At 46.9% G+C, this 15,790-nt stretch carries 13 protein-coding genes, 1 pseudogene and 1 riboswitch; of the genes and pseudogenes, 8 read left to right on the top strand and 6 right to left on the bottom strand.

All coding sequences use genetic code 11. The annotated features are described in order from the left end of the window. Positions 1 to 19 precede the first annotated feature (19 nt). Positions 20 to 841: an SDR family oxidoreductase gene (locus tag KNQ04_RS06925; RefSeq protein ID WP_214848479.1), complete on the bottom strand. Its 822-nt coding sequence runs from the start codon at positions 839 to 841 to the stop codon at positions 20 to 22. A 148-nt stretch (positions 842 to 989) separates the two neighbouring features. Here KNQ04_RS06925 and KNQ04_RS06920 point away from each other — a divergent pair, with 148 nt between their 5' ends. Both KNQ04_RS06920 and htpG read left to right on the top strand, forming a co-directional pair. Further along, positions 990 to 1,847: a hypothetical protein gene (locus KNQ04_RS06920; RefSeq protein ID WP_214848475.1), complete on the top strand. Its 858-nt coding sequence runs from the start codon at positions 990 to 992 to the stop codon at positions 1,845 to 1,847. An 84-nt stretch (positions 1,848 to 1,931) separates the two neighbouring features. Further along, positions 1,932 to 3,797, top strand: a complete 1,866-nt coding sequence (gene htpG, locus KNQ04_RS06915; RefSeq protein ID WP_214848472.1) for a molecular chaperone HtpG — start codon at positions 1,932 to 1,934, stop codon at positions 3,795 to 3,797. Between the two features lie 240 nt (positions 3,798 to 4,037). Here the strand turns inward: htpG and KNQ04_RS06910 are convergent, their stop codons facing one another. From KNQ04_RS06910 to KNQ04_RS06900, 3 genes are all read right to left on the bottom strand, one after another. After that, positions 4,038 to 5,621, bottom strand: coding sequence for a Na+/H+ antiporter NhaC family protein (locus tag KNQ04_RS06910; RefSeq protein ID WP_214848456.1), 1,584 nt, complete (start codon positions 5,619 to 5,621; stop codon positions 4,038 to 4,040). Positions 5,622 to 5,725: 104 nt separating this feature from the next. Further along, positions 5,726 to 5,901, bottom strand: a riboswitch (Lysine riboswitch). A gap of 112 nt (positions 5,902 to 6,013) precedes the next feature. Then, complete coding sequence (locus tag KNQ04_RS06905) at positions 6,014 to 6,760, bottom strand: uracil-DNA glycosylase family protein (protein WP_214848455.1); 747 nt, start codon at positions 6,758 to 6,760, stop codon at positions 6,014 to 6,016. Between the two features lie 176 nt (positions 6,761 to 6,936). Then, positions 6,937 to 7,266 carry a heme oxygenase gene (locus KNQ04_RS06900; RefSeq protein ID WP_214848453.1) on the bottom strand — a complete coding sequence of 110 codons (330 nt, stop codon included), beginning with the start codon at positions 7,264 to 7,266 and terminating at the stop codon, positions 6,937 to 6,939. A gap of 85 nt (positions 7,267 to 7,351) precedes the next feature. Here KNQ04_RS06900 and KNQ04_RS06895 point away from each other — a divergent pair, with 85 nt between their 5' ends. The 6 genes from KNQ04_RS06895 to KNQ04_RS06870 all read left to right on the top strand — a co-directional run bounded on the left by KNQ04_RS06895 (position 7,352) and on the right by KNQ04_RS06870 (position 13,872). Beyond that, positions 7,352 to 7,984 carry a methyltransferase gene (locus KNQ04_RS06895; protein ID WP_214848451.1) on the top strand — a complete coding sequence of 211 codons (633 nt, stop codon included), beginning with the start codon at positions 7,352 to 7,354 and terminating at the stop codon, positions 7,982 to 7,984. Positions 7,985 to 8,024: 40 nt separating this feature from the next. Next, a complete protein-coding gene (locus KNQ04_RS06890) occupies positions 8,025 to 8,906 on the top strand; it encodes an ABC transporter ATP-binding protein (protein WP_214848449.1) in 882 nt (293 codons plus the stop codon). Beyond that, a complete protein-coding gene (locus tag KNQ04_RS06885) occupies positions 8,903 to 9,709 on the top strand; it encodes an ABC transporter permease subunit (protein WP_214848446.1) in 807 nt (268 codons plus the stop codon). The genes KNQ04_RS06890 and KNQ04_RS06885 overlap by 4 nt, the downstream gene beginning before the upstream one ends. A 162-nt stretch (positions 9,710 to 9,871) precedes the next feature. After that, a complete protein-coding gene (gene tnpB / locus KNQ04_RS06880) occupies positions 9,872 to 11,044 on the top strand; it encodes an IS200/IS605 family element RNA-guided endonuclease TnpB (protein WP_214848444.1) in 1,173 nt (390 codons plus the stop codon). A 175-nt stretch (positions 11,045 to 11,219) separates the two neighbouring features. Further along, positions 11,220 to 12,293 carry a dual-specificity RNA methyltransferase RlmN gene (gene rlmN / locus KNQ04_RS06875; protein ID WP_214848441.1) on the top strand — a complete coding sequence of 358 codons (1,074 nt, stop codon included), beginning with the start codon at positions 11,220 to 11,222 and terminating at the stop codon, positions 12,291 to 12,293. Between the two features lie 133 nt (positions 12,294 to 12,426). Beyond that, entirely contained in the window at positions 12,427 to 13,872 is a 1,446-nt protein-coding gene (locus KNQ04_RS06870) for a DEAD/DEAH box helicase (RefSeq protein WP_214848438.1), read from the top strand. A gap of 34 nt (positions 13,873 to 13,906) precedes the next feature. Here the strand turns inward: KNQ04_RS06870 and KNQ04_RS06865 are convergent, their stop codons facing one another. Then, complete coding sequence (locus KNQ04_RS06865; RefSeq protein ID WP_214848436.1) at positions 13,907 to 15,229, bottom strand: NAD(P)/FAD-dependent oxidoreductase; 1,323 nt, start codon at positions 15,227 to 15,229, stop codon at positions 13,907 to 13,909. Positions 15,230 to 15,533: 304 nt separating this feature from the next. Next, a pseudogene (locus KNQ04_RS06860) lies at positions 15,534 to 15,728 on the bottom strand (IS5/IS1182 family transposase); the annotation flags it as partial. Positions 15,729 to 15,790: the final 62 nt, after the last annotated feature.

Below are 15,790 nucleotides of genomic sequence, written 5' to 3'. Positions count from 1 at the left end.
TTATGCGTCAAATGGATCGTTATTCAGCATCCGTCTTCCATTTATCATCAATCAACATCTCACCAGGCCATGTGTAGGCCATGATGCCGCCGTCTGCTGTGATGTCTTCACCTGTCACATAAGAGCTATCATCGGAAGCGAGGAAGAGGGCGACCGTTGCCATCTCACGTGGTTTCCCGAGACGACCGAGTGGTGTGATCCATGCATTGGCATCACGGAATTTTTTTCCTTGGTCTTCGTCTTTTCCACCGACGAGCGTATCGATGAGTGGTGTTTCAATCGTACCTGGTGAGAGCGAGTTGACACGAATGCGGTCACGCGCATAATCGATGGCCATCGCACGTGTAAAGTTCGTGATTCCGCCTTTTGCCGCGTTATAACCTGAGCGGTTTAAGTCAGCAGCGCGACCTGACATCGATGACGTATTGATGATTGAACCGCCCTTTTCAAGCATTAAAGGAATCAAGAATTTACTCGTCAAGAATGTACCGCGTAAGTCGACCGCGATGATTTGGTCAAATAGTTCAATCGGATATTCATGGACTTTTCCGCCTTGCTGATCAATCCCGGCATTGTTGAACAGGACGTCAATCGTTCCGTACGTTTCTTTCAGCTGTGTCGCGAGTTGTTCGACACTATCGACTTGTGTGACGTCGACGTGAATCGCTTCCGCTTGTCCGCCAGCTTGTTTGATTTTTTCAACCGTCTCCTGTGCTTTTTCAAGATTGACGTCAGCACAAACGACTTTCGCCCCTTGCTCGGCAAAAACGAGTGCCGTTGCTTGACCAATTCCTGTTGCTGAACCTGTAATGACTGCTACTTTATTCTCTAATCGACCCATGTGTAATTTCCTCCTTCTAAGTACTCTTGCTCCGCATGTTGTTCACCTTATGAATCATTCCCTGGACTTCGGAGGATAAACCTACCGAACTGTCTAGCATCCTGCGAGAACGGGAACAGATGAAAAGTGAAAACCCGACAGGAAAGGAATGAGAACGCTGACATCTGAACAACGTGAATATGCAAAAAAATTACTCGATGAAGCGATTCTCCATCAAATCGAGTTAGAGAAAGATATATTTAAGGATGAGTTGATTGACCGGACGACACCGGTCTTATGGTTTGGTGACGTAAGCAAGCGGAGCTGGCTTACGATTGCGACGAATCCGTCGGCAGGACAGTTCCTGAACCGGGATGGTACGTTACGTCACGGGGCGGCGGGACCATTCGTCTTAAGGGAAGTCGATGCGCCGCTTACAGAGTACCGGACGGACCAACGATTCGACCAAATGATTGATTCCTATAATCGTTATTTTAAACAGCCTGAGATTTATAAGACATGGTTCGGGCGAGAACAGGGTGGGAAATTGGAAGGGTTCCTTAATGGATTCGGAGCTTCTTTTTACGGAACCGGAGAACCGGTCATCCATACGGATTTCTTTCCCTTTCCGACGAAACGGTATATGGGAACGATTGCTCAGCGGCACGAACTGGAAGAAACCGAGTTTGGGCAGACCTTTCTTTTGAAATTGATTCGTCTTTTTCGATTACGAGGAATCATTCTTCTCGGACGGGAACATACGGAACGTTACCGGACAATCGATCCGACGGCTACATGGCAAGCACCCGAGCCGGTCATGGGGTATCCGGATGCGATCGTCGAACTTGGTCATTCGGAACAATTTTCCGTTCCGCTAATCGGTCTTCATTTTAAACCGAGTGAGCAGTTCATCGGACTCGGGAATCGGCCGGACTGCCGTGGTGTCAGTCATGGCACATACGGGTCGGCGGAAAGCTTACGTAAAATCGGAAAATATATCCGCAGTCGACTCGAAGAAGGGGATTGACACTATTTTTCCAATCCGTGATAATAGATTTGTATTAGCACTCTTGTTGTTAGAGTGCTAAAAAAGAACTAGGGGGTATCGGAAATGGAAACGAAACAGTTCAAGGCAGAGTCGAAACGTTTACTCGAAATGATGATTCATTCCATCTACACACATAAGGAAATCTTTTTACGTGAGTTGATTTCGAACGCTAGTGACGCGATAGACAAGATTTATTACAAAGCATTGACGGACGAGACACTGACGTTCGAAAAGGATGCCTATAAGATTACGATTGAACCGAACCAAACAACACGTCAGCTCGTCATTCGTGATACCGGAATCGGGATGACGAAAGAGGAGCTCGAAGCGAATCTCGGAACAATCGCGAAGAGTGGGTCACTTGCCTTTAAGGCGGAGAATGCCGCGCAAGACGGACACGACATCATCGGACAATTTGGTGTCGGCTTTTATTCGGCATTCATGGTCGCAGACGTCGTCACGGTCATCACGAAACCATTCGGCAGCGAGACGGCGTACAAGTGGGAGTCGCACGGTGTCGACGGTTATACGATTGAAGAAGTTGAAAAAGCTGCAGTCGGGACGGAAATCACGCTGCATATCAAAGCGAACGAAGAAGATGAAAATTATGATGAGTATTTAGATTCGCATCGTTTGCGGACGATCGTCAAAAAGTATTCCGACTTCATCCGCTATCCGATCGAGATGGAAGAGACAGAACGTCAACCGATTGAAGGATCGGACGAGATGGAAGAAGTTACGGTCGTCAAGACGATCAACAGCATGGTGCCGATTTGGCGAAAAAATAAACGGGAGTTGACGGACGAGGATTATACGAACTTCTATCAAGAAAAACGATATGGATTTGATACACCAGTCAAGCACATCCATATCAGTGCAGATGGTGCCGTCCGTTATCAATCGATTTTGTTTATCCCGGAGCAACCGTCCTTCGACTACTATTCAAAAGAGTTTGAGAAAGGGCTTGAACTGTATGCGAATGGTGTCTTGATCATGGAAAAATGCAGTGACCTCTTGCCGGATCACTTTAGCTTCGTCAAAGGGATGGTCGACTCGGAAGACCTGTCACTCAATATTTCACGTGAGTTATTGCAGCACGACCGTCAACTCAAGCTGATTGCGAAAAACATTCAAAGTAAGATTAAGACGCAACTCGAAGGACTGCTTCGCGACGATCGCGAGAAGTATGAAGCCTTTTATCAAGCCTTCGGCCGTCAATTGAAGTTTGGGATCTACAATGATTACGGCATGCATAAAGAGACGGTCAAAGACCTCGTCCTGTTCCATTCGGCAAAAGAGAAGAAGCTAGTCACGCTCGCTGAATACGTCGCGGCGATGCCGGAAGAACAAAAATATATCTACTATGCGTCAGGAGAAAGCACCGACCGATTAGATAAGTTGCCACAGTCGGAGCTCGTCAAAGACAAAGGGTTCGACATTCTGTACTTTACGGAAGAAATTGACGAGTTCGCGATTCAGATGCTTCTCAACTATGAAGGAAAAGAATTTAAATCGGTGACGAGCAGTGATCTTGGGATCGAGCAAGCGGATCAAGCAGAAACGACCGAAACACAAGTCGAGATGTTTACAGCAATGCAGGAAGTGCTTGCTGGGCAAGTCAAAGAAGTCAAAGCATCGTCACGCTTAAAATCACATCCGGTCTGCTTCGCGACGGATGGTGCCGTTTCGATTGAAATGGAGAAAATTCTGAAGTCGATGCCGAACAACCAAGATGTTTCAGCCGTGAAAATTTTAGAGTTGAACACGTCACATGACGTCTTCCAAGCCATTGAAACGGCCTTTAAAGAAGACCGTCCGAAATTTGAACGCTATACGAAATTGATGTATCAACAAGCGTTGCTGATGGAAGGCTTGCCAATCGAAGATCCGGTCGCATTTGCAAATGAAGTGTGCGCCTTGATGGTGTAAGAATAATCGCTTCAGCGTGTAAACAAACTCTTATGAAGCGTGAACATGCGATATCGAATTGCAATTCGTTCGTGCTTTCCTGGATTTCCCTCACGGAATTACCTAAAAAGCAACGAAACAAGACGCTTTTTATTTCTTCATACCATGTTGTCTATAACTTAAAAGAAGGGATTGCACATCATCGTAGATGGCAATCCCTTCTTTTTTCTCGTCTCGGCTGAGCAGAGCGTTATTTTTTTATTATTCAGCGCGAAGTTCAGCTGGCACTTTGCCACGTTTCGAGACGACGTTGAGGACGACGAGTGACAACAAGAAGGCGATGAGTGCACCGATGAAACCGAAGATGGATGAATCGGTTAAGCCGAGCACAAGATATCCAATCGCTGATGTCGCTGCGCCAATCAACGCATACGGAAGTTGCGTCGTGACGTGATCGATGTGGTGTGAACCAGCACCTGTCGAGCTGAGAATCGTTGTATCAGAAATCGGTGAACAGTGGTCTCCGAAGACGGATCCAGCAAGAACGGCAGCGAGCGTCGGAAGTAAGAGATTCGGTTCGACCGCCATGATGAGGTCAGCACCGATTGGCAGCATGATCCCGAATGTGCCCCAACTTGTACCTGTCGAGAATGCCATCACACTTGCGATCAAGAACAATAAGAATGGGAGGTACGAAGCAGAAATCGACTTACTGACGAAGCTTGCCAAGTACTCACCTGTTTTCATGTCACCGATAACGGCGATGATTGTCCAAGCGAACAAGAGGATGACGACAGCCGGCCACATCGATTTCATTCCAGCCCAAATGCTGTGTCCATATTCGCGTGCCGGGATTTTCCGACCGATTAACATGATGAAAGCAACGACTAAACTGATGACGACACCCGCGACGAGTGAGCGTGTCACGTCAGTCGCTTCGAACGCACCAATTAATGTGAAAGCACGGTCGTCAGCAGCAAGTGCCTGAGCACCTGTAAAGAGTAACGCGGAAACCGTTGCAATGACGAGAACGACAATCGGAACGACGAGGTCACGGACTTTTCCACCTTCGTGTTCTTTGACTTCTTCCGCCATTCCCATTGGTGTGCCTTTACTCGTGTCGAAAAGTTCACCTTTTAATGCACGAAGTTCATGCGTCCGCATTGGGCCGACCGCAATTCCTGTGTAAGCGATATAAAGTGTCAGCAATAACGCGAAAATCGCGTAGAAGTTAAGCGGCACGATCATCATGAACGCACTGAATGCAGAATAATCCGTGATGGAATGCGTCGTTAAGATCCCGGCGATGATTGAGATGATGAATGCTCCCCAACTCGAAAGCGGGCTGATGACACAGACCGGAGCAGCCGTTGAGTCAATGATGTACGCAAGTTTTGCACGAGAGACGCCACGACGGTCCGTTAACGGACGACTGACATTCCCGACAGCAAGACTGTTGAAGTAATCATCGATGAAGATTAAAATTCCTAAACCGAATGCTGCGAGGCGGGCGCCGCGAGCCGTTTTGACATGTGTTGTTGCCCATTCACCGAAGGCATGTGCGCCACCTGATGTTTGGATCAGTGTCGATAGGACACCGAGTAATAGTAAGAAAACGAGTAATAAGACGTTCCATTCGTTTAACGCACCGTCTGCCCAAAATAGGCTGAAGATGTTTTTTCCGAGATAGACGACTGTATCGATTGGATTAAAGCGATGCAGCAATAAGGCGCCAATCAAAATACCGACACCAAGTGAGATGACGACTTTACGTGTCACGATCGCAAGGACGATTGCGATGACAGCTGGAATCAGTGCAACGATTGAATCTGAATAGTTGACCATTGTGTGGTTCCTCCTCTTTTTTTAGAAGATGAGACCCATTGCATACAAAAAAGCAAGGGCACCGGCAACAAAGCCGACACCCTTGCTGGATGCGTCTTTCTTAGCCGAATTGGAGCGCTCCATACAAAACACGTATGGCAATCGAACGGGTATTTCCCAATTCGACCAGTAACACCAAGTCTGACACTTGACGATACTTCGGCAGTATTACCTTTCCTTGATCGTCCTCGTTGTCATCCTCAGATCAAATACTCATTAAGACCGCGCCTCTACCTCATCGATAGAATAGTCATATTCTTTTAATAAGAAAACTTTATCATATTTCAGAAAAAAGTTTCAAGTCTGTTTTTTAAAAAAATATCAAAGGTGTTATTTTCGAATCCATAAATTTCTTAGTAAGAATTGGCAAAGTAACGCAGCAACTGCTGGGTAAGATAAGAATGATTTTCCTCGAATTGACGTTTGCGGTGACCATTTGCACCCGAAGGATGAGGAAAACCTGATAAAATCGTATGTTTTCGAAGGCGTCCTTGATTAAATAAGGATCGGACGGTCGCTTCGACGATTCGCCCGAGCGGCACGATCAGGACAGGATGGTCCAACTGTTTTAATTCTGCTGCAAAGTGTTCATAAGCATAGTGTTGGAGCAAGGGAGCACGATCAATCTTAGGTTGGTGTCCACTATAGTTTTTCCCGCGATAGAAAACGGGATGTTTTAAGATCGATGTCGCGTGCAACAAATCCTGATGTTGATTAAACAAACTCGCTGTCGTCGGGATCGACAACAAGGTCGCGAGTCCCAGGTCGTCGAGCATCGTGACGAGGTTGCGGCGCATCACGCCGGCGAAGCTTGCCGTGTAGTTGGCGGATCGGACTGCTTCTTCTAAAGTAGCGCCATGATGTAAGGCGTCAGCTGTCTCTTCGAACGCGATACGCATCTGTTCAAGTCCTGGTGTGATACCAACAAAAACGATTTTTGCGGAAGGATTGATATAGTCTCCGATGGGCGAATAGTAAACCGACAAGTCACCTTCCGTTTGCAATAAAAAATCGTCCGTACATATATCTTCCCGTGTCAAGGAACGATCAACGGGTAAAGCACGAATTACTTGTTCGAAAATCGATAAGGAATAGATCATAGTATGCCCTCTTTCTCTCGCATTGGACATACGATAACAATAATTGGAATTAAATGCAATTTAACCCTTATCAAAAATAATACTAGGTCAAGTGCGAAAACATGTTTGAAAACAAGCAACCCCCGAATCCATGAACGGATTCGGGGGTATGCATTCACCAGTCATGAATTTTAGAATTAACGTGTACTTTCTTTTACGGAAGCGACTTCATACGTGATGATTTCACTGCCGAGCATCGGTGATTCCTGTGCCTCGCCATCTTGCTGTGCAGGACGCTTATGCGATTCCTTGAAATCATCACTGTTCCGCCATGCTTCAAAGTGTTTCATGTCTTCCCAGTACATGTTGACGTTCATTTCGTCATGTTCTTCGATATTTTGTGTCAATAGAACTTCGACACGAATGAATCCGTCCATCGAGTCGAGACCACTCGGGCGTGTGAAGCGAGGTGCTAGTGCAGCAGCCATCCCTTTTTTGACTTTAATCCGGTTCGTTACGACGATCATAAAAACATCCCCTTTTATCGAATTACGTGCTTCTCTAGTATAGTACGATGGGAACAACAATGCTTGAAAGAAGGAAGGTAAACCGATGAACGAACAGGAATATGAAACACGGCTCCACATTAAAACGATTGAAGTCCAGCACCTCTATAACGTCTTCAGTCACTACAACCGTTATGAACCGACCCCTTACGCAGCCCTTGATGAGCTATGTGAAGCCTATCCGTTTCATTCTGAAGATACAGTGATTGATTTTGGGTGCGGGAAGGGACGACTGAATTTTTATCTCCACGATCGATTTGACTGTTCCGTCATCGGAATCGAGATGAATGGTCAGTTTTATGAGGATGCATTAACCAATCAGGTGAACTACTTAAAAAAAGTCAAAAAACGACGCGGGAGTCTTCGATTTGAACATGTCTATGCAGAAAGTTATCCGATTCCGGTAGAAGCGACAAAATTTTATTTTTTTAATCCCTTTTCCGTTCAAATTTTCATCAAGGTCGTCAATCATATTCTAGAGTCGGTCGAACAGACACCACGCCCCGTCGATCTGATTCTTTATTATCCGGCAGATGAGTACCGGTATTATTTAGAGCATCAAACGGTATTTGAACAGATTGAAGAAGTTCGTTTAAAGGAATTGTTTGAAAAAAATCACGACGAACGATTTGTCATTTATCGAGCGGACCTGTCCCAGAAAGTAGCAAAACGGGTATAAGGTACTAACGGTGATCCCCCAAAAAAGTGAGGCGATTCGGATGATTCATTTGGAACATGTGACGAAGGAATTTGCACCGAAGCGAGGTTTATTTGATGTCAGTTTTTCGGTGGAACCGGGAATGGTATTTGGTTTTATCGGACCGAACGGAGCGGGTAAGTCAACGGCGATCCGGCAACTGATGGGCTTGATTCGAGCTGACTCCGGTCATGCGACGATTGGTGGTTATGATTGCTGGAACCAAACAGAAGACGTAAAACACATCGTCGGTTACTTACCAGGAGAAATTAATTTACCTGGTGATTTTACAGGCGAGCAAATTTTACACTTGATGCAGAAATTACATCATAGTAAGCCGGAACGTCAAATGGAGTTGTTAGAACGTTTTCCGTTTGAGACGAAAACGAAAATTCGGAAGATGTCGAAAGGAATGAAACAGAAACTGGCATTAGTCGGCTGTTTTATGAAAGATGCACCGGTTTATCTGCTAGATGAACCGACGAGTGGACTCGATCCGTTGATGCAGGAACGTTTTTTAGCCTTGATTGATGAAGAGCGCCAACGGGGGAAAGCGATTTTGATGAGTTCACACCATTTTCCGGAAATGGAAAAATCGTGTGACCGGGCTGCCCTCATCAAAGAAGGACGTATCATCATCGAAGCGGATATTCATGAGCTTGTCCGATCGAGCCGAAAACAATACACGATTGAATTTGGGTTAGGAGTGCATGCGGAGCAATTCGCGCGACAAATCGGAAGTGAACGGATGCAGAATCAAGTGTCTTTTGTGACGACGAAGCAACTGACATTAAATCAAGTCATCCGTTTCTTGACGGAGTATGATGTGCGGACGATTCACTCTTCTGCAGATGACTTAGAACACGTCTTCTTACATTACTATAGTGAGGAGGAATCACCATGATGACCATCATTTGGTCGTTGTTGAAGCACAACGGAAAACCGATCACAGCGTATGCGATTGGAACGAGTCTGTATTTGTTGATGCTTGCGGCGTTGTACCCATCAATGATGAAGAGTGGTCTGCTTGAAGCGAAACTTCAAGCGTTGCCACCGGAAGTCTTAAAAGCCTTTCAATACGACAAGATGACCGGATTTGATAACGTCTTAGATTTACTTGGTGGTAATTATTACGGACTGATTTTTCAAATCATCGCGTCCCTGTTCCTATTATCGCTTGCCGCACGCCTGCTGGCACGACCGATCGATAATGGGGAACTGATTTTATACTTGGCAGCGCCGATCACACGGCATCAATATACGGCGGCTGCAATGATTGTCATGCTGCTCGCCAGTACATGCCTTGTGTTATGCAATACGCTCGTATTGCTACTAACGGATTGGTTTGTTTCCGGAGTTTCGATTGACGGACTGACCTTGATTCGTTTTCAATTGAACGCACTCTTGTTACTGTATGCTATCGGTGGATTCACGTTGTTTATCGCCACCTTGTTTGATGATGAGCGACGTGCCTTTTCGATTGCCGGTGGTGTGCTTATCCTGTCGATTGTTTTGACGATTGGAGCGGGTCTCAGTGAAAAAACGGAATGGATGCGTTACGGTTCGATTTTCAGTCTGTTCAACACACAACAATTATTAGAAGGAACTGATCAATTTTTGATTCACCTTCTGACTCTTGCGAGTATCAGCTTGATCTTCCATGTTGGAGCGTTTTTGAGTTTTCGGAAACGAAGTTTGTCGATTTGACACAACTGGACCGAAAAACAAGCCAAAGAAGACGCGGAAATTTACCATAATTAGGCGAGAATACGCCCACTTCTAAACAATCAGGGTGAAGCCCTAGTGAAAGTGGGAGATGAATCGCCAACCTTTCTTTCGGGTATATTCCCTTTGAAGGAGGTGAACATCATGTTGACACACAAAGCCTACAAATTTAGAATCTACCCGACAAAAGAGCAGGAAATCCTGATCGCGAAGACGATCGGTTGTTCGCGCTTCGTCTTCAACCACTTCTTGGCGAAGTGGGATGAGACGTATAAAGCGACAGGTAAAGGACTATCCTACGGGACTTGCTCGAAAGAAATTCCGTCGTTGAAGCAGGCGTTCGACTGGTTGAAAGAAGTCGATAGCACGTCTGTTCAGACGAGCGTCAAACATCTTGCTGATGCCTTTGACCGCTTCTTCAAGAAGCAGAACGAACGACCCCGCTTCAAGTCAAAGTGCAACCCCGTTCAATCGTATAAGACGAACATTCAGGGCAAGTCTCAACTTCCAGAAGTCTCGATCGTCGGCAACACGATTAAAATTCCAAAGCTGAAGTGGGTGCGTTTCGCCAACTCGAGGCAGGTCGTAGGACGCATCTTGAACGCGACCATCCGGCGGAACGCTTCAGGAAAATACTTCGTCTCCCTGCTCGTCGAGCAGGAGAGCAACGAAATGCCGAAGACGGGCTCATCCGTCGGCGTCGATGTCGGACTCAAGAACTTCGCCATCCTGTCGGACGGCACGGTGTACAAGAATGACCGTTACTTCCGTTCGCTTGAGAAAAAGCTGGCACGCGAGCAACGCAAGCTTTCTCGTCGTCAACGTATCGCCTTGGATAAGAAAGTAACACTTTCCGAGGCGAAGAACTACCAGAAGCAGAAGCGGAAGGTCGCCCGCATCCACGAGAAGATCGCCAACAAGCGAACCGACTTCCTGCACAAGGTATCGACCGAGATCGTCAAAAACCACGACGTCATCGGCATCGAGACCTTGCAGGTGAAGAACATGCAGAAGAATCGCAAGTTGAGCAAGTCCATCTCTGATGTCAGTTGGTCGGAGTTCTTCCGCATGCTCGGATACAAGGCGGAATGGTACGGGAAGACCGTCGTGAAAGTTGGCAAGACCTTCGCCTCTAGTCAACTGTGTTCCAGTTGCGGACATCAACACAAAGACGTGAAACATCTTGGCTTGCGTGAATGGACATGCCCGAGTTGCGGCATCCACCACGACCGGGATGTGAACGCAGGACTGAACCTCAAACAAGAAGCTGAACGCCTCCTAACTTCTTCAACCGTCGGGACGACGGGGTTAGCCTGATCAGGTTTCGACCGTTAGGTCGGATCACTCAGGAATCCTCCACCTCTAAGCGAAGCGTAGGTGGAGGTAGTTCAAAGAAAGTGAACATTTAGGATTTGAACGTTGCGTAAGCGGCTGATTTTTACTAAGATAAAGGAATGTTATAGTTCTGGAAAAAAGAAATGAGGTCTCACTAATGAATAAACCATCCATTTATGGATTAACAATTGAGCAGATGACAGAATGGTTATCGCACCAAGGTCACAAGCCGTTCCGTGCAAAACAAGTTTGGGATTGGCTCTATCGTAAACGTGTCACTACTTTCGCTGAAATGACGAATGTCAACAAGGATTGCCTTGAGTTGTTAGATCAGAGTTTTGCGATTGGCTCGATGACAGAAGCCGTTAAACAAGAATCAGCGGACGGAACGATCAAGTTCCTCTTCAAGTTATATGATGGTAGCTTGATTGAAACAGTTCTCATGCGTCACAAATACGGACTATCTGTCTGTGTGACGACACAAGTCGGTTGTAACATCGGCTGTAGCTTCTGCGCGAGTGGATTGATTAAGAAAAGTCGCGACCTTTCAGCTGGTGAAATCGTCGAACAAATCATGCACGTCCAACATCACCTCGATGCTGTCGGTAAAGAAGAACGTGTCAGCCACGTCGTCGTCATGGGTATCGGCGAGCCGTTCGATAACTTCGACAACATGGTCGACTTCTTGAACGTCATCAAGGATCACAACGGTCTTTCAATCGGTGCACGTCACATCACCGTTTCGACAAGTGGTCTTGCTGATAAAATCTACAAATTCGCAGATTTAAAACTTCAAGTGAACTTGGCGATTTCATTGCACGCACCAAACAATGAGTTGCGCACACAAATCATGAAAATCAACCGTGCGATTCCACTCGAAAAATTGATGCCTGCCATCGATTACTACGTCAAGACGACGAATCGTAAAATCACAATTGAGTACATCTTACTTCGTGGGGTCAATGACCAAAAAGCACAAGCAATCGAACTCGCGAAATTATTCGAAGACAAACGTCACTTGACGTACGTCAACTTGATTCCGTACAACCCGGTTGATGAGCATGGTCAATACCAACGGAGTACGTCAGAAGATATCACGACATTCTACGATACGTTGAAAAAGAACGGTCTCAACTGTGGTGTCCGTCTCGAGCACGGGACAGACATCGATGCAGCATGTGGACAGTTACGTAGTAAACAAATCAAAAAAGATAAAGTCGCAGCAAAATAAGCAAGTGGAGCTTCCTGTCACTCTGACGGGAAGCTCTTTTGACGTCCTGCGGAAAGTAGCGCATAATGAGAGGTCACGTCGGATTCACCAATCACACTTAAAAAATAAACTATAAAATAAATGAGGTATTCTTATGTCTAAAAAACCATTCACTGATTTTCAGCTCAGTTCACCGATCTTAGAGGCGATTGAACAACTTGGTTACCATACACCGACGGATGTCCAACAAGCCGTCATCCCGGTCGCTTTGTCTGAAAAAGATATCATCGTCAAATCACGCACGGGAAGTGGAAAAACGGCATCGTTCGGCATTCCGCTCTGTGAACTCGTCGAGTGGGAAGAAAACAAACCACAAGCGTTGATTTTGACACCGACACGCGAACTGGCGCTGCAAGTCACGGAAGATGTGATGAACATCGGGCGTTACAAGCGGATTAAGGCGACAGCCGTTTTCGGGAAACAGCCGTTCCGCGGTCAGGTCACGGAATTAAAACAGAAGACCCATATCGTCGTCGGAACACCTGGTCGTGTGCTCGATCACCTCGAGCGTGGCACAATTTCGCTTGAGAAGGTCAAATACCTTGTCCTGGATGAAGCGGATGAGATGCTGAACATGGGCTTCCTCGAGCAAGTCGATACGATTTTAAAGCAACTGCCAACACAACGGACGACGATGTTGTTCTCAGCGACGTTCCCACAAGACATTCACAAGCTAAGCGAACGCTACATGCAGTCGCCGAAAGAAGTCGAAATCACGACAAATGCAACTGAAATTGCTCAAATCGATCACAGTTATATTTCTGTAACCGATAAGACAAAATTTGCGATTCTGAAAGACGTCACGGTCGTCGAAAATCCAGACCGTTGCATGATCTTCTGCCGGACGAAAGAACATGTTGATTTCGTCGCCCAAGGACTGTCGGCAATGGATTATCCGGTCGAGAAGATTCACGGCGGGATGGAACAGGATGAGCGCCTTGCGGTCATGAAGGCATTCCGTGCAGGCGAATTCCGTTATTTGGTCGCGACAGATGTCGCAGCACGCGGAATTGACATCGAGAACATTACCCACGTCATCCAGTACGACATGCCGGTCGAAAAAGAAAGTTATGTGCACCGGACGGGTCGGACAGGACGTGCGGGCGCGATGGGAAAAGCAATCAGCCTCGTGACGGAAGCAGATATGCGCCGCTTGCGTGAAGTCGAACAATACCGTGGCGAAGCACTCGAAAAACGTCAAGCACCGACGGAACGGGAATTGATCCGGACGGCAGATGCATTCGAAGAGAAAATCACGACGACGGATGTGCGCACGTCAAAAACGGAACAACTGAATGCCGACATCATGAAGCTCTATTTCAATGGTGGGAAGAAAAAGAAACTTCGGGCCGTTGATTTCGTCGGAACGATTGCGAAAATCGAAGGGATGACTGCCCAAGACATCGGGATTATCACGATTCAAGATACGGTAACGTATGTCGAGATTCTGAACGGTAAAGGGCCACTCGTCTTACGCGCGATGAAGACGACGAAGGTCAAAGGGAAACAACTGAAAGTATATGAAGCGTTTAAAAAATAAGAACTGAATGAAAAACAGCCGTTTCGAGAGAAAGTTACTCTCCCGAAACGGCTGTTTTTTGCTGTAAGACTTGTCCGAGGTGGAGACCGCTCGCCGCTGCTTGCGAAAGCGAATGGGTCGCGCCGGAACAATCACCGATTGCATACAGTCCCGTGATGTCTGTTTCGAAGTCGCGGGAGGTCGCGAGGATCGGAGCATAAAACTTCCCGTCCATTCCGTAAAGCAGTGTATCATGTGAGAGCGGCGTTTCAAGCAAACGTTCGAGCCGCTCGAAAAATCCGAGTAACACGGTGATATCTGTGTGCGGGACCTCGTCGAGCAGGTTTCCTGGTGTTGCTTCGAGCGTCGGGACGACTTGATTGTGAGTGATTCCGGTTGCTGTAGAAGCTATGCCGGCAAGCAAGTCACCGAGACGTTGGACGACGATTCGGTCCGACCCTTGGTTAATTTGTCCGATGACTGAAGTCGCAAATTGATTCGCTTCGGCCAACGTATCGAAATAGCGTGGTAAAAATAGCGTGAAGTTCAAGTTTGCCGTCCCCGTCGTTTGTTCGCGGAAGTTTTGTCCGTCCGGCATGAAGAGACCTTCTTGATATTTGCGGATGATCCGACCAGTCGGATTCATGCAGTAAGTGACGGCCGTTCCAGCGTCAGATGTGTATGCCAGTTTCGTTTCGAACGTATCCTGTAATACACTCCGAAAAGGCGTTTCATCCATTTCAATCCGAATCCCTAGGTCGAGTCGTGTTTTCGTTTGCACGAGACCGAGCTGCTTTAGCTGCTGGCGCATCCAGTCCGTTCCAGAACGTCCGGTCGCAAGCACGACTCGTCGGCTCGAGAACGTCTCTGACGCTGTTTTGAGTGTGAATGTAGTATCCGCTTGCTTCTGCATCTGTTCGACTTGCGTCGAAAAGCGGAACGTGACCGTCTTCATCAACATGTCCTCCAGTCGGGCGAGCACCTGTTTCGTAAGTGAAGTTCCGAGATGACGGACGGACGTCTCGAGTGTATGTAGACCAGCATCTTCAGCACGCGCTGCAAATGACGCATTATGAGTGGAATACAAAGGGACCTCCAGTGCTCCGTACTGACACAGGACGGCATCGACTTGTTGCATTAAGCGAAGTGTCGTTTCCGGACCTAACTTTTGTTCCAGTTCGCCCCCGAACGCTGTCGAATAATTGTATTTTCCTTCTGATTTACCGAGTCCGCCAAAGCCGAGGTAAGCGTCTGTCGTGGTTCTTTCGGCTAACGGTTTTCCGGCGTCAATCACCAAGACGGATTGTCCGTCTTGCACGAGTTCGTGTGCTAGAAAAATTCCGGCGACACCTGCGCCGATAATCGTGACGTCATACACCTGCATCCGCTCCTTTTTCGTTCAGTATACAAAAGGATTGAGTGGAACTGAACTGAAATGCAGGGGAGGGGCGGGAAATGCAGCAAAAAAAGCACCCCGTAAAACGGCATGCTCCAGGCTGTAGACAACGTGCTATCGGGAGATCAAGCGTCTTTTTTCGTTGCTTTCTCCGTAGGAGTCAACGAAAACGACACTTTTTAGGCAATAGCGCAGGAAAAGACAAGTCGTACAGCCGCTTTGAAGACGGGACAGGGAAGCGCAAACTTATCGCATCTCGATATAGATTTTGTGAGGTTCAGGGTAGTAAAAGTGAGCAACGCATGCCATGCTTTTCTTTCGCGTCCGCAAAGACACGTTCGATTGTCTCTTTTTGTACACCGTTCTAGAGATGGACAGGTTTTACAGATTTTTGGATTTGATATGTACTCACGTCTTCCTTCCCGTGTAGTTGTCCGATAGACAAGCGGCTGATGATATAACAGTCGTAATACTCGTCATAATGGGAAACCCTGGTTTGTGGTGTATTTCTTTATTTTATAATATGAAGTAAAGCTAAAAAAG

The sequence above is a fragment of the Exiguobacterium sp. s193 genome, assembly GCF_018618755.1.
Classification (GTDB): domain Bacteria; phylum Bacillota; class Bacilli; order Exiguobacteriales; family Exiguobacteriaceae; genus Exiguobacterium_A.
This window is presented reverse-complemented; position numbering and strand designations above follow the sequence as displayed.

Excerpts from the sequence above, each read along its gene's own strand:
- KNQ04_RS06925 (WP_214848479.1), bottom strand. The coding sequence starts at position 841 with ATGGGTCGATTAGAGAATAAAGTAGCAGTCATTACAGGTTCAGCAACA.
- KNQ04_RS06920 (WP_214848475.1), top strand. The coding sequence starts at position 990 with ATGAGAACGCTGACATCTGAACAACGTGAATATGCAAAAAAATTACTC.
- htpG (WP_214848472.1), top strand. The coding sequence starts at position 1,932 with ATGGAAACGAAACAGTTCAAGGCAGAGTCGAAACGTTTACTCGAAATG.
- KNQ04_RS06910 (WP_214848456.1), bottom strand. The coding sequence starts at position 5,621 with ATGGTCAACTATTCAGATTCAATCGTTGCACTGATTCCAGCTGTCATC.
- KNQ04_RS06905 (WP_214848455.1), bottom strand. The coding sequence starts at position 6,760 with ATGATCTATTCCTTATCGATTTTCGAACAAGTAATTCGTGCTTTACCC.
- KNQ04_RS06900 (WP_214848453.1), bottom strand. The coding sequence starts at position 7,266 with ATGATCGTCGTAACGAACCGGATTAAAGTCAAAAAAGGGATGGCTGCT.
- KNQ04_RS06895 (WP_214848451.1), top strand. The coding sequence starts at position 7,352 with ATGAACGAACAGGAATATGAAACACGGCTCCACATTAAAACGATTGAA.
- KNQ04_RS06890 (WP_214848449.1), top strand. The coding sequence starts at position 8,025 with ATGATTCATTTGGAACATGTGACGAAGGAATTTGCACCGAAGCGAGGT.
- KNQ04_RS06885 (WP_214848446.1), top strand. The coding sequence starts at position 8,903 with ATGATGACCATCATTTGGTCGTTGTTGAAGCACAACGGAAAACCGATC.
- tnpB (WP_214848444.1), top strand. The coding sequence starts at position 9,872 with ATGTTGACACACAAAGCCTACAAATTTAGAATCTACCCGACAAAAGAG.
- rlmN (WP_214848441.1), top strand. The coding sequence starts at position 11,220 with ATGAATAAACCATCCATTTATGGATTAACAATTGAGCAGATGACAGAA.
- KNQ04_RS06870 (WP_214848438.1), top strand. The coding sequence starts at position 12,427 with ATGTCTAAAAAACCATTCACTGATTTTCAGCTCAGTTCACCGATCTTA.